General features: G+C 35.1%; 11 protein-coding genes and 3 pseudogenes. 5 read left to right on the top strand and 9 right to left on the bottom strand.

Features of this window, described 5'->3' with window-relative positions; genetic code table 11:
- Positions 1-27 precede the first annotated feature (27 nt).
- The gene (locus ACXKY9_RS12185) at positions 28-2,337 is read right to left on the bottom strand and encodes an AAA domain-containing protein (protein WP_002133629.1); all 2,310 of its coding nucleotides are present in this window, start codon (positions 2,335-2,337) and stop codon (positions 28-30) included.
- Between the two features lie 111 nt (positions 2,338-2,448).
- Between ACXKY9_RS12185 and ACXKY9_RS12180 the strand changes: the two genes are divergently transcribed.
- A complete protein-coding gene (locus ACXKY9_RS12180) occupies positions 2,449-2,841 on the top strand; it encodes a VOC family protein (RefSeq protein WP_001145286.1) in 393 nt (130 codons plus the stop codon).
- Positions 2,842-2,942: 101 nt separating this feature from the next.
- On the opposite strand, the gene ACXKY9_RS12175 is transcribed toward ACXKY9_RS12180, so the two are convergent.
- Positions 2,943-3,275, bottom strand: a complete 333-nt coding sequence (locus tag ACXKY9_RS12175; protein ID WP_001120970.1) for a DUF1904 family protein — start codon at positions 3,273-3,275, stop codon at positions 2,943-2,945.
- A gap of 130 nt (positions 3,276-3,405) precedes the next feature.
- On the opposite strand from ACXKY9_RS12175, the pseudogene ACXKY9_RS12170 reads away from it, so the two are divergent.
- Positions 3,406-3,624, top strand: a pseudogene (locus tag ACXKY9_RS12170) (DUF6241 domain-containing protein); the annotation flags it as partial.
- A gap of 302 nt (positions 3,625-3,926) precedes the next feature.
- Here the strand turns inward: ACXKY9_RS12170 and ACXKY9_RS12165 are convergent.
- From ACXKY9_RS12165 to ACXKY9_RS12145, 5 genes are all read right to left on the bottom strand, one after another.
- Entirely contained in the window at positions 3,927-4,313 is a 387-nt protein-coding gene (locus tag ACXKY9_RS12165) for a DUF1259 domain-containing protein (protein ID WP_001986336.1), read from the bottom strand.
- A gap of 418 nt (positions 4,314-4,731) precedes the next feature.
- Complete coding sequence (locus ACXKY9_RS12160) at positions 4,732-4,893, bottom strand: hypothetical protein (RefSeq protein ID WP_000441008.1); 162 nt, start codon at positions 4,891-4,893, stop codon at positions 4,732-4,734.
- Between the two features lie 294 nt (positions 4,894-5,187).
- Positions 5,188-5,403: a hypothetical protein gene (locus ACXKY9_RS12155; RefSeq protein ID WP_001104104.1), complete on the bottom strand. Its 216-nt coding sequence runs from the start codon at positions 5,401-5,403 to the stop codon at positions 5,188-5,190.
- 342 nt (positions 5,404-5,745) lie between these two features.
- The gene (locus tag ACXKY9_RS12150; protein ID WP_001064059.1) at positions 5,746-7,191 is read right to left on the bottom strand and encodes a L,D-transpeptidase family protein; all 1,446 of its coding nucleotides are present in this window, start codon (positions 7,189-7,191) and stop codon (positions 5,746-5,748) included.
- 621 nt (positions 7,192-7,812) lie between these two features.
- Positions 7,813-8,697 (bottom strand): CPBP family intramembrane glutamic endopeptidase, encoded by an 885-nt coding sequence (locus ACXKY9_RS12145; protein ID WP_000602506.1) that lies wholly within the window; start codon positions 8,695-8,697, stop codon positions 7,813-7,815.
- A gap of 360 nt (positions 8,698-9,057) precedes the next feature.
- Between ACXKY9_RS12145 and ACXKY9_RS12140 the strand changes: the two genes are divergently transcribed.
- From ACXKY9_RS12140 to ACXKY9_RS12130, 3 genes are all read left to right on the top strand, one after another.
- Positions 9,058-10,383, top strand: a complete 1,326-nt coding sequence (locus ACXKY9_RS12140) for an erythromycin esterase family protein (RefSeq protein ID WP_001036181.1) — start codon at positions 9,058-9,060, stop codon at positions 10,381-10,383.
- Between the two features lie 203 nt (positions 10,384-10,586).
- Positions 10,587-11,165 (top strand): sensor domain-containing protein, encoded by a 579-nt coding sequence (locus ACXKY9_RS12135; protein WP_002101109.1) that lies wholly within the window; start codon positions 10,587-10,589, stop codon positions 11,163-11,165.
- 115 nt (positions 11,166-11,280) lie between these two features.
- Entirely contained in the window at positions 11,281-13,068 is a 1,788-nt protein-coding gene (locus tag ACXKY9_RS12130) for a helix-turn-helix transcriptional regulator (RefSeq protein ID WP_000886425.1), read from the top strand.
- A gap of 325 nt (positions 13,069-13,393) precedes the next feature.
- Here the strand turns inward: ACXKY9_RS12130 and ACXKY9_RS12125 are convergent.
- A pseudogene (locus ACXKY9_RS12125) lies at positions 13,394-13,585 on the bottom strand (alpha/beta hydrolase); the annotation flags it as partial.
- A 21-nt stretch (positions 13,586-13,606) separates the two neighbouring features.
- A pseudogene (locus tag ACXKY9_RS12120) lies at positions 13,607-14,002 on the bottom strand (ABC transporter permease); the annotation flags it as partial.
- Positions 14,003-14,025 lie beyond the last annotated feature (23 nt).

Here is a 14,025-nt window from a genome sequence, read left to right as displayed (position 1 = left end):
TAAAAGTCAAGGAATTCCTATCCGAATTTACCGAATATCTAAAAATCCTTTTAATACACCAATTGTCTCAGGTGCTTGCAGTCTTGCACATACGTACGGAAATTCCGTACTACCTTCAAACATCATTTGAGATGTAAGCGGTGCGCCTGCCCAGAAGATTTCATCATCAATTACGATAAACGGGAATGCTTTATTTTGTCTTTGTAACTTTACATTTTTCAGTGGAACTGGTCCATCACTATAAACTGTTATTTGCGCATTTGTACGCATTAACGCTTGCCATACTCGCTTATCCACTTGTTTTGTACTTGGAAGTGAAATAATAATTTTTCGTTTTGAGGCTAAAATATCTTTTAATACCCCTTTCGTTTCCTCAAGATTCATTTCCATAAACCAGCGTAAACGTTTCGAAATTTTCCGTTCCCACAATTGTCTTGATGTCGTACGATCATACACATCTCCGTGACGTTCTATATGAGCTGTTAATTGTGATAACGCTTGTTTTCTCGAAAGGTTTTTACACATATAATGGCAATCAGATAATTGAATGAACTTCCCTCTCGCCCTTGTCACTGCTACATTGACGAGGCGATGGTTTTTGTGATCAAAGAATAATATGCCAGGTCGTTCTTGCGGATAACTGTCAACCGTATCAAAGATCATCATATCTCTTTCAGAACCTTGGAACTTATGAACTGTCGCCGCTAAAACTGGTATGTTTTGATATTTCGTTCTCTGCAACATTTCTCTAATACACGTTGATAAAAAGCGTGACTGCGCCCTGTAAGGTGTCACAATACCAATTGATTGCACACCATCTAACAATCCGATTAACATCATTTGCATTGCTACTAAACCAGACATAATGTTAAAACGTGAACCAGAAGCAGCATCTTTTAACGAAAAAGCTCCCATTTGGCTCGTATCAAATAAAACACTCGCTTCATTTGCGAACGGCTGCAATTGCGCAAGTTCTTTACGCTCTGAAACAGACGGATGATCGTGTACTCTATTTTTATAAATAAACGAATTCGTAAACTTCGATATATCCGCATGCATACGTCTTTGTTCCTGCAACATAAATAGGTTTGGGTGTGCTTCTGATTTATTAACAGACTCAACAATCCCAGCATGGTAAAACATATCTTCCCCAAGCCATTTACGAACGAGTTCATGATTTGCCATCGCAATTGGAGGTAACTGTAAAAAGTCACCGCAAACGACGATACGTTTTCCAAGTGAAGCAGCTAATGCAATTTGCGGAACATATGCCATACTTACTTCATCTACAACAACTAAATCAAATGTACGCTCATAAATAAGTGAATCAATGGCACATTTTGATAAAGTTGCGCCGATTACTTTTGCATTTTCAATATATTCTTTTTCTACTTCTTTAATTTTAGCCTTTTGCTTTCGAAGATCACTTTCAATCTCTTGTATACGCTTCTTATCAGCAGATGTTGCTTTATACGATAAGATTTTTTCACGAAGATCTTGTCGTGTCTCTTCTAAATAGAGTCTTTCCTCCCCCCAAGATCCGTTCGTCGTTTCAACTAACTTCGACGCAAGTAACGTTTCATGATTTCGTATATGTTCATGTTGACTATAACCGTAACGAACAATTTCACCAGGCGTCCATTTCTTTTTCTTCTCAATTTGCTTCGTTACTTCACTCATTAATACGTCTACTGCCGCATTACTATGAGCCAACACAAGTACCGATTTTCCTTTTTGATAATGAGCCGAAATAATACGTGATAAATTGTAAGACTTCCCTGTTCCCGGCGGTCCCCATACGTACGTTGTCGGATTATAAAACGAACGATATGCCAGTTCATTTTTTGGATTTTTCATCTTCTCAATATGTTTCGGACTGCTCGTCCCATCAACAAGACGCTTTATACGATTACGTTTCAGCTTATCTTTACGTGCTTCTTTCAATCGCTCTTGTAGTTGCTCTAACAATTGCCACGGTTCACTATATAAAACCGCTTCTCTTATTTCACCTTGTATATAATCATTTAATTTCAGCTCTATTTCTAATCCATGTATAGATAATACTTCCCCTGTCGCTTCCTCACCATCGAACTCAATTCGAATGGGTGAACCTTCAGGTAAGCTTACTTCCGAAATAAGCTGAAATACGTATACTGTACTTTCATAATCTGTATATAAAAAACGACCGTTCATGATAGCAATTTTACTACCACCTATCGTTTTCCAATGTTTAATTTCATACGCTAATGCATAATGCCACTCTTTCATCGTTTCCGATAATGAAGGAGTTTGAGTAGTTGTATTCATCGTATAATCTCCTTCCTTCTCCCCAAACATACTTTCTCACTATACCATATAACACGCTAAAATTTGTAAGGTTTTTATCTTGCTTATTTTCTTAATTTTCAATAATATATTGTATATAATTTTCAGAAAGAAGGAATCTACATGCCAGTTAGAAGAATTGAACACGTTGGACTTATGGTTGCAAACTTAGAAACATCTATTTCATTTTATGAAGAAGTAGTCGGCTTACAGCTCATGAAACGTATGGGTCATCCGAATCCAGACTTAAAACTCGCTTTTTTAGGTGTAGAAGAATCAAAAGAAACGATACTAGAACTCATTGAAGGCTACAACTCTTCTCTTCCGGCAGAAGGAAAAGTACATCACATTTGCTTTAAAGTGGATTCATTAGAGGATGAGATCGAAAGACTAAAGAAACAAAAAGTAACCTTTTTACTAGGAGAAGAAATTGAAACATTACCAGATGGAACACGTTACATATTCTTCGCTGGCCCTGATGGAGAGTGGATTGAGTTTTTTGAGACGGAGAGATAAAGTAAGACTTTATTTTGCGGGATAGAAAAGGAGCCGGAATTCCGGCCCTTGTTTTTAACGAAACATATTTTATTATAGGAATAAAAATCTTTCTAATAGCTCTAACTTGCACAATGCTTCCCGTTAATATAATACGCTGATTCTGTGAAAACTGTAAATACAACCTCTACTTCTGGAAGTCCAAAATCCATTACATATGTAGTAATGGCCTTGGCAAATCGATCACGAATTTCCTGTCCACGCTCGAACCATTTCACTTCAATAAGAGGAAACGCTTCTATTTCTTCTCCATTGAATACAAACGTAGAACTTGGTAATTCCAAGGTGAAATTATCCGTACCACACTCACAGATATCTGCGAGTTCTTCTACTAATGGCTTGCTTATGCTTTTTAATTGTTCAGTAGTAATTCCACGAAACACAACATGCGGCATGTTATTCCCTCCGTTACATAGCTTTATATTTCCTCATATCATAACACAATTTATTTTGCTGCACTAACATCTATTCGTACATTTCAATGACATTCTTAAGAATGATCATATGTTATTGAAGCTAATATAATCAGGAGTTAAGGAAAAGCAGACTGATAGAATTAAAGGTGAAGAGGTAATACTTGACCTCAATTCTAATCGTCATATAATCAATGCCATGCACAAAATGACTCATCAAAAAGTATTATCTCATGAAAAGCAAGGATTTATTAAAATGACTCCAGAAAACATCGAAGCAATACGTTGAGTAATTGATGAAAATAATAGTGGAACCTTACAACATAAAGAATAGTACCTCAAGATTTTGATTGGTTGGTATGAAGGCGATTTCTCCCTTATCGTTTTATGATATGCTAATAACATTTGATAAAATATGGTATCTATAGACAGTCAAACATCTTTAAAGATACCTCGTCCAGTTCTTGCTGTTGCAAGATAAACAGCATATAATCAGTTAACCACCCACATTAGTAACGAACACATAAAGAAAAGGCATTCCAAATATGAAACGCCTTCTTTCGTTTTATAAAACCATCCAACACGCTGAACTTTTCAATTTAATATAATCACTCGTTTAACTAAAGAAATTGATTACGTGCATAACGCTCTTCTCACTTTTCTTGCAAAATTTAGTGGGTCATCAACGTCTTCGATATTAACGTAAATTAAATTTGGATCATCACATAACCACTCATTGTGTATAGACGAAACGATTATTCCTTGTTTAATAATTGTCGCCACAAATTCAGTGACTTCTTTTTGTAAGAGTGCTACTCGGCCTAGGCATAATGCCCGTCCAGTTTTATTGTCTCGTGATTCGAATGAAAAGGAAGTTGTTACTCTAAAACGTTTTCCCAAGATTGTTGCTCGTATTTCATCTCGGTTTATTGTTGCCACGCATTTCCCACCAGCGAATCCTTCTTGACCGCCAATGATTCTTGCAAACTGTTGACAAATTGATTCCTCATTAACCGCCATACCTTTAATCATTCCTCCTTTTACTATTAGATTATGAATTCATACATAGGTCTGAAACGGCAATGAATCTAATCTATTATAAAAAAATGATGGCGATCTACCGAAAGCTATTAACTCAATTATTCTTGATCGTATGAATTGTTATCAGAGTTTAAATGGTGCAGAATTTTTATTTTATGCTTAATGGACATCGGAGACTGAAAGCAAAACTCAGCTATTATAATGGTAAGACATTTTTAAAGAGCATAAAAAAGACACCCTAAGGTGCCATCCTCCGACTTGAGAATTATATCTATGTATGGAGAAATTTAGAAAAGACAAATACAAAAGAGAAGATTCTAACTATAATTTATAGAACTCTTATGCCATGACTTACTTACATATTTCCTTATTTACCAGAAGAAGAATCTCAGTTACATTATTTTCTGAACAGTCTCGTTAAAGCCATACCAAGAAATCCAGCGCCCATTCCTATTAGCCATCCAGTTTGGGCATTACCTAACATAGATCCCACTCCTCCACCAAGAAACATACAGCCAACGAATACTAATCCTCCAATTCCCCAATTCGGCCGTTCCATAATTCAATCACATCCTTTCAATAAAATATATGCGATTAGCTAACTCAACTTTCTTCCTTAAGATAGTTCATTACTTTGCTTAGGTTTAGCACTTCAGGGAATTCATAAGATGCGAAGCTTGAGTCATTTATACAGATTGTAGAAATACGGGTATCAATCGTTATTAAAAATAACTGACGCATTTTAAACATCATCGATTTTATCATTTTGGACAACCTATTCTGTTAAATTGATATACATGCGAAAAAACTATCAAAATAAAACCCCAGAAATCCAAAGGTCTCTGGGGCTCCATTATATATTTAGCTCTTTTTGCTTTTTGTTTTGTTTATGTCTATACAGCAATTTTCGGCTTATTAGAGAAATCACTAATAAGGTCAGAATTAATAAGATAAGTTGCATAAATGATAAATCAAAATATTTAGCACCTGTAACGATTAAAAGTGTAGAAATCGTGCCTTTTACAACGAAAAAAATAATAACCCATAATCCGCCTTTTTTCCAGTTCATTTTATATTACCCTTTCCTACGTTTAAATTCTTAAAATATTTAATGATAGTTCTTAAATGTGACAACTTAATAGAAATCTATTATATTAACAAAAAATTCATGTCTAATTAAATGCAATGATTCTATATTAAGTGAAAATGATATTCATTGTCAATTTTATTGACTATTTGAATACTTATTATTTCTTTCTACTTTGTTTCTTATAAGCAATACGCTCTTGTATTCAAACAAAAACACCTCCATTGCATTTGCACACTTAGTATGCGAATGCAAGAGGTGTTTTTTCATATACCATCAGGTAAGATTTCCTGCTTTGTTTATTTCTTGATACGTAGCTATTTTTTAATACACAATAACTGGATCATACGTGTTCAAACTATCATATACAGTTTTTGCAACATTAGGAAGAAGGTTCACACACCCACCTGATCCTCCTGTTAAATAAGCATTATTTCCCCAGTCTTTGCGCCAGCCGGCATCGTGGAATCCTTGACCACTATTTGTGAATGGGACCCAGTAATCTACTTTAACCGCATAATCAGCTTTTCCTACTGCGTTACCTCTTAGCGTATATGGTGTTCGTTTATATAGGACGTACCACACACCTGGTGATGTATCTTCACCAGTACTATGTTTACCAGTTACTACATTTGTTGTAACAACTAATTTTCCATCTTTGTAAATCCAAATTTGTTGCTCTGCAATTGAAACTTCTGCATACGTGTCTCCGATGCCATTATTCGATGTTGTTTTATAACCGATGCCTTCCTTCTCCCAACCATTCCCGTGAATATTAGAAGCAGAAAGCGATTTTTCGCCTTTCTCAAAGGCTTGTTGAACTTGTTTAGTTTCTTTTTCAACATCTAGTGCCCAGCCGTATCCTTCTCCTTTTACTGATATGACTGAACCGGAATGAGTTTTAAATGAGAAATCTTTATTTAATGTTGATTTGGCATTATTAATTTCAGTAATTTTCTTCTTAATGTCACTCGCATCAATTGTAACTTTCATATCCTTTGACATAGAGGCATTTTGAATTAAATCTTTCGCTTTTAAAGGATAAACTTCATCCTGCACTTTATACTCAACAGACTGCCCAAGAAGATTCTGTAGTGCTTTCTCCTCTTTTTTGACAATCGGATCGTCTTCTTTAATAGGTTTTATGTATGCAGACTTCAGATGAATTTCGCTTTTATATTTTTGCTTATCATAATCTTTCAGTAGACTAGTAACATCATACTGTTTTCCTTCAACACTTTTCGAAATAACAATTTTCCCTTGTTCTAGCTTCGCCATAGCATCTTGAGGCGCTTTTAATTTCTCATTCATAGAGATGAGCTTTTCTTCTACAAGTTTTTTCAACGTTTCACTACGATACTGATCTGCCTTCTCTGGTAGCAATGAATAATTTTCTACCTTTGAGGAAGGGAAAAATGTCCACTGGTTTTTTAATAGTTTCTTAACTTGAGGCAAATCTTTTTCCGTAAGTTCCGTTTTTGTATCTTTTTCATCTAAAATTTGTTGTTGATCAACATAGACTTTGTTTGCTAGTCCAGATGTCTTTAATTTCTGTATTGCCTGATCAGCGCTCAGACCACCAACTTTTGTGTCATTAATTGTAACATTCGAATTGAAGTGAGTTGCCTGATAATAACTCATTCCCCCAATAAGAAGTGCAATTACACCAATACCCGCTGCAATAAACTTCCAATTTGTATAACGTTTTTTTGATCTTACTCGTTTTTGATCAATTTCTTCAACTGATTCATTTGTTGTATTGTTGTTCATCAATCTTTCCCCCGTATGCATTAACGTCAAACGATTTTCAACTAAAATCATAAACTAGTGTACCTTATTTTTCCTAAAATTTCATTATTTCCGACCACATTTTATCGCAATTTAATGATTAAATTTAGATTTTTCAATAGTACGATGCATTGCACAGCCCTTTACAAGTTATAAAATGAAATTTCAATCAACCGTTATACCAAGGAAATTAACTACATCTTCTTTGGAAAACTTTTTCTCTTTACGCAAATACGAATTATATTATCCATTTTATGAACATCACCTCCTAATTTTGTCAAAAAAATAAACGATAGTCCTTCTATCTAAAATGTAGAAGGACTATCGTTTTTTCAGTTAGAGTATTTGTATAATCGTTTAACTTTTTATTTCCTGAAGGTCAAACTTGATGAAGATGATGAAATTTCATCTCATAGCCTTTAAATGAAAACATTATGTTTTTTATGGCAACCAAGTTTATTTTCTTAGCTTGATGTCCCCCACATATCCAGCAGCCTAAGATGAAGTAAGAGTCTGTTCAACTAGATTTTTTCTAATATTTTTAGGAGCATCTTATTTCGCCTCGTCATATTTCACTAATTGAATTTAAAACACATCCGTATGCTATTTAGTAAAATTCACGATTCGAGACGTAATTATTGCAGTAATCAAGATAATACTAGCGGTTATCAAGCCAGATTCTCCAATCCAAATCTCAGTTTGATACCCTGTACTTGCACGTGTGAAAGGTCCTTGAATAATGGCATTCCAAGTAGCATGGATGATAACCGAAGGCCAAATGCTGCCTGTGATAAGTCGTAAATAAGCTATAATATAACCGAATGGTACAATACAAAGATAGATACCAAGTACTGAAAGAACGACAGATGGTCCCGCTACATATAGACCAGCAATAACTATTGGAACATGCCACGTTGCCCAAATCAATCCACTAATAAGGATGGGCCGTGAAAACTCTGCATCGACTAGCCTTGTGAGCATATAACCTCGCCAACCCATTTCTTCTCCCAAAGCTGGGATTAAGCCAAGCAAACTTCCGAAAATGCCGCTCAATACTACTAGATAAATGAAGCTGAATGGTGCCGTTACATACTGAAGCCCAAGCATATTGTAGATCGGTTCTAAAATAAACATACCAACTTCGGGATACTGAAACCCCGCAATTCCGCTCAACCAGGCGATAGAATAAGTAATTCCACAAATAATCATAGGGATTAGCAGAGCAAAACCGATCCCCTTCCATATCTTTAAGTTACCGAGACTAAAAGATACATCTTTAAACCCTTCTTTCAGTATTATGCGAGTCAAAATAGAAGATAATGCTGGGGTAAACATATATACCACAATAAGTGGCATACTTTTCGTAATTATTACTACTACATTTAGGATAATTGAAGTAATGATTAAGATACTCAGAAAAAGTTGAAGTCCTATTTTAGCACGTTGGATTTTATCTTTATTGTGGAACGATTTTGCGTTTAATATCATTGTAATCCGCCCTTCCCCTATAATTCACTTGTTTATCGAATATACTTCTTGTCATTTCCACAGACACAACTTAGAATAAAAATATTTTTGTATACAAATTCATTCATCTTTAAAATCCCTCCCCCATTTATAATCTAGTCTTACTTACGACTCATCAATGTAATTATTATTTATAAGTTGTCATAGCCGATAGTACAAAAGTGTAATGATTAGCATATGATCTGTGTCAATTAACTTTATGACAATATGTAACTAGAAAATATGATATGGGATAGATAACAATTGAATTAAGGCAATTGATTCGTGCAAGTACAATGAATCAATCTTGCTTTTACAAATAATTCAATTGAGGTGGAAAAAATGAATAAGAAAAGAATAATTGCAATGGTTAGTACAGCTTTATTAGTCACAGGATGTGTAGAAGTAGGAAAGGCTCAAACAGTAGCAGTCGAAAATTCAAATCAATCAATACAAAAAAATATAGTTAAATCAATACAATCACAGGCTTATCCATTAAAAACGATAGAGCCGTCAAAATCATTTGAGGATTTAAAACCACTTAAGAAAATGATTGGGAGCGCACAATATGTAGGATTAGGAGAGAATACTCATGGAAGCTCTGAAATTTTCACTATGAAGTTTCGCCTTGTGAAATATTTGGTTACTGAGATGGGTTTTACAAACTTCACAATGGAAGAAGATTGGGGAAACGGCTTAAAACTAAATGAATATATCCAAACAGGAAAAGGAAACCCTAGAGAATTTTTAAACTTGTTATATCCTACTGATGAAATTATAGCCATGGTTGAGTGGATGAAAGATTATAATGCTGATCCATCCAATAAAAAAAAGATCCAATTTATTGGGCTCGACTTAAAGGAGTTGGACCAAGGTTGCTTTAATAAAGTAATTGATTATGTAAGGGTGCATCGACCAGATTTGCTGGCAGAAGTAGAAGAAAATTATAAAGAATTGCCGTCTTTTACTGGCAGTTTACAGGAATATATGAAACTTGCTCCTGAAATAAGAGAAAAGTTCAAGGCAAACGCTGAGAGAGTAGCCCAATTACTAAAAGATGAGAATGGGCAAGCCAACACAGAAATAGCTTCACCCGAGTACATCTGGGCGAAAGCAACGGCAAGTGCAATAGAGAAATTTACCACAATGCTACTTCCTAACGACTTTCCAAGTCTGTTAAAGCTACATGAGCAATACATGGCCGATCATGCAATGTGGGCACAAGAGAGATTGGGTGGTAAAACGATAGTGTGGACACACAATATTCATATGGCTAAAGGAATTATCGATGAGGAATCATACCCTTATGCCTCGGGGCAGTTTTTGAAGGAACGTTTAGACAATAATTATGTCACAATTGGCAGTACAACTACGGAGGGGAATGTCACCTTATACAACGACACCCAAGATAAGATTATAACGGATCTGATTCCACAAGATGTAAATAGTTTCAATTATACCCTCGGAAAAGTACCATATGAAATGTTTTTATTAGATAATCGTCACCTTAAAGGACCAGCAAAGAAATGGGTTAAAGCAAAAAGACCATTACTCAGTATAGGGGCACGACTCTTACCGAACAAATCTGTATACTTTGATAAATCATTGCTTGAGCAATTTGATATTATTTTTCATATTCGAAAAACAAGTCACTCTCATATTAAATAAAAATACAAAACAATCCCGTTCTTGCAGATGCAAAAACGGGATTGTTTTATGGAGATTAATATACGCATCTTTTTTAACCAGAAGTAGGTTGTTCTCCCCTTTTTAACATCATTTAGAAATGTCATATGACACTTTTACACTAGTGAGAATGACAAAAAAAGCAGTATGATTCGGTTATTATATAGATAGGAGCGATGAACTTTATGAAATCAAGATTCATACAGAATGGTTATTTTTTATTGCTAACTTTCGTTACAGGGTTGTTTTATTTTTGTTTTTATCTAATAGCTCTGCTATTCAGCTTCACCCTTTCATTTACGGTAATTGGGATTCCACTAATTATACGTGTACTACAGACTACTACACCTTTTATTCAATTCGAACGCATACAGACGAAAATTTATACAGATATTTCAACAGACTCTTATGACAGAAGTATAACAATAGATACATCGAACTGGACTCAGGTGAAATTAGTGCTTACTGATCGTCGCACTTGGTCTGCTGTCTTTTGGTTAATGCAGAAATTAGTGATTGGCATTTTCAGTCTCATTAGTACAATCATTTTTTATGTAATGCCACTTATGTTCCTGTTGGCACCACTACTGTATCGCTACATTGAAATGAATATTATATTCATACAGATAGATACTTTTGCCAAGTCACTCTTTGTAATGTTTATGGGTATAGTATTTACCGCCATAAGTATTAGAATAGTAGAACGTTTGACAAAGAAAATTGGTGGCTATACCCGTAGCATGATTCGGCAACTAAATCGATAGAAGTTTCCCTTTTGCGAGAAAATTGTAGTGTAAAATTAAAAAGTATAACAATGTATGAAGGATTAATTTATAATATAGGAAGTAAAATGGTAGGCTACTTAGGGGGGGGAATAACTTGTTAGATATGGTTAAGTATTGGTTTTGGTACGATTGGATTATGTTAGGAGTCCGTATACTTGTTAGTGTCTCTATCGTCGTAATCACGTTAGATTTTCAGAATAGTTTGACACTACCACTTTGGATTATTATTTTTTGGGAGGTTGTTGCCTTCTCTATTCCATGGGTAGCCTTACTGTTCAATTACAAATATTACTTGTCCACAGAAATACTGCTATATGGTGGACTGTGTATATATTTAACCTCCTTATTTCCGGAAGCTAACAAGACATTTCTTATATCGGTGTTTCTAATTGCTGCGAATAGTAAGCATTTGTCCTATTATTGGACAGCTCCAACAACAGTTTTTATAACAACTGGAATTCTCTATGCGGTTGCACCAAGTAATAGCTATTGGATTATGGTTACCTACTATGGACTTGCTTATGTAATGGGATTCGCTTTCCATTTACTAATCGTCAATCATAAGCAAAATGAAGCGATTCGTAAACAAAACGCGGTACTTGAGCAATATATGTCTCAAATTGAACGCATTACATTGGCAGAAGAACGGAACAGACTGTCGAATGAGCTTCATGATACAGTTGGTCACGCTTATACTTCTATTATTATGGGGATGGAAACGTTGCGTACCGAACTTGCTACTGAAATGGGTATACAGAGGCTAGATTCTCTGCTTGAAATGGGACGTAAAAGCATCGAGGACGTGAGAGGTTACCTACATCAAATGGATTCTCCATGTCAATCGCCTTCCTTAATTCAATCTCTACAAAATCTTGGAGCCGAATTTCAGGAGCACGCTCAGGTAAATGTAAGTTTTAGGACATTCGGAGAGGAATATCAACTATCTCGGCAAGCGAAGATCACATTCATTCGTTGCTTACAGGAGTCCCTTACGAATGCAGTACGTCATGGTCAAGGGACTGAAATTATAGTTTCATTGCAGTTTGAACAACAATATACGAGGTTAGAAGTTCAAGATAATGGAAAAGGAAATGTAGAATGGCAGGAAGGCTTCGGTATGAATGCGATGAAAGAACGGGCAATGAACTTGCAAGGTCATTTGTCTGTATATACAAAGCCAGAAGAAGGAATGCTTGTTACATGCACCATACCGCGACAAACTGAAATAAAAAATGGACTTATTCGTTTGTTAATTGTAGACGATCAGCCATTTGTTCGAGAAAGTTTGAGGACACTACTCGATAGATATGAAGATTTAAATGTAGTCGGCTTGGCTGAGGATGGCAATCAAGCCATCGATTTGTGTGGGCGCCTTCAACCCCATGTTATACTTATGGATTTAGATATGCAGCACATGGATGGAATCGAAGCAACCAAAAAGATTAAGCAACAATGGCCACATATCCGCGTATTGATTTTTACAACGTTTCAAGATACCGAACAGGCAGTGGAATCACTTCGCAACGGTGCGGATGGTTTTTTACTTAAATCTATTGAAACGTTGGAGCTAGCCAATACGATCCGACTTATTCACAAAGGTGGGACACTAATTGATCAGGGAATGTCTCACAAAATATTTGAGAAGTTTGATGAGAAAAAAGAGACACCACAATCAAAAGCAACCGCTTATGAGCTAACAGCTAGGGAAATAGAAATATTACAGCTAGTAGCAAAAGGACTTCGTTACACTACCATAGCATCAAGGTTATATTTATCGAATGGTACGGTCAGAAATTATGCTTCCACAGCTTATACAAAGCTAGGAGTCAGTAACAAAGAAGAAGCTGTTCAAAAGGCTCTAGAAATTGGAATTATTGAATAAAAAAGTGTTTTTTGTTTCTTTACAGCAAGATGAAATGTAGTTACAAAATACATAGAGGATAAACTTATGAATTTAATTGGATATCATTTTTTATAGGTAAATTTCTTGAAAAATTTAACCCTGTTTAAAAAATTTAAATAGCGTTGCTACATATTGAATGTAGCAACGCTATTATTTTCTATATTAGAAATTAGACATCTTTATTATTGCTATAGGGAAGGCTGTTTCAGGTCTTTTCACATGAAGATTCCTCTAAGCCAAATGCCCCCTCCCTAATACACTTGTTGCCTCTGAAAATAACTATTTAAAAATATGGTTGCTAATTTCATTTCAATCTTCCTTGCACCCAAGTGGCAATATTATTTATAACATACTCTGGGATATTAGCAGGCTATAATATTCATTCGATTGACTTAATTCTCCATCTCCTTCTGTAAAGAAGTGATTTCACTTTCGATACAGTCGATAATTAATGTTATCTCTCTCTTAATTGTTCTTTCCAAAAAGGATTATCTATCATTCTTTATGAATAACATCATTACATTGATCTTTTTTTCGAGAGTACAATTCCTTTATATAATTGAACTGTAATCAAGTAATAAATCGAATAAATTACTACAAAAATAACAAGTGGTAACCAAATACGAGAGTACGGATTGATTAAAATAGGACTAAACATGTTCATACCAAATAATATATGAGTAATCCCGACAATTGCTGGGAATAAAAATATGAAGTATAACTCTTTATAGATTGAGTTTGTTAATAATTCTCGGCGGACAACAATTTTACGAAACGTTTGATAACGTGCCACATCTTTTGATGCTCCCGACAGAACTTTAAACATTAAGCAACTTGCCATCGTTGCTAAAAATGCAACTCCAACGAAGAACCCCATAAACATTAGTCCGCTAGCAAAATCATGACTCACAATATTGTGACGAAAAACCGGGAAAA

The sequence above is a fragment of the Bacillus sp. 2175 genome, assembly GCF_057812155.1.
Note: the sequence above shows the minus strand (reverse complement) of the source record. Positions and strands in the feature narration are given on the sequence as shown.

Coding starts and splice junctions, on each gene's coding strand:
- ACXKY9_RS12185 (WP_002133629.1), bottom strand. CDS start 2,337: ATGTTTGGGGAGAAGGAAGGAGATTATACGATGAATACAACTACTCAA.
- ACXKY9_RS12180 (WP_001145286.1), top strand. CDS start 2,449: ATGCCAGTTAGAAGAATTGAACACGTTGGACTTATGGTTGCAAACTTA.
- ACXKY9_RS12175 (WP_001120970.1), bottom strand. CDS start 3,275: ATGCCGCATGTTGTGTTTCGTGGAATTACTACTGAACAATTAAAAAGC.
- ACXKY9_RS12165 (WP_001986336.1), bottom strand. CDS start 4,313: ATGGCGGTTAATGAGGAATCAATTTGTCAACAGTTTGCAAGAATCATT.
- ACXKY9_RS12160 (WP_000441008.1), bottom strand. CDS start 4,893: ATGGAACGGCCGAATTGGGGAATTGGAGGATTAGTATTCGTTGGCTGT.
- ACXKY9_RS12155 (WP_001104104.1), bottom strand. CDS start 5,403: ATGAACTGGAAAAAAGGCGGATTATGGGTTATTATTTTTTTCGTTGTA.
- ACXKY9_RS12150 (WP_001064059.1), bottom strand. CDS start 7,191: ATGAACAACAATACAACAAATGAATCAGTTGAAGAAATTGATCAAAAA.
- ACXKY9_RS12145 (WP_000602506.1), bottom strand. CDS start 8,697: ATGATATTAAACGCAAAATCGTTCCACAATAAAGATAAAATCCAACGT.
- ACXKY9_RS12140 (WP_001036181.1), top strand. CDS start 9,058: ATGAATAAGAAAAGAATAATTGCAATGGTTAGTACAGCTTTATTAGTC.
- ACXKY9_RS12135 (WP_002101109.1), top strand. CDS start 10,587: ATGAAATCAAGATTCATACAGAATGGTTATTTTTTATTGCTAACTTTC.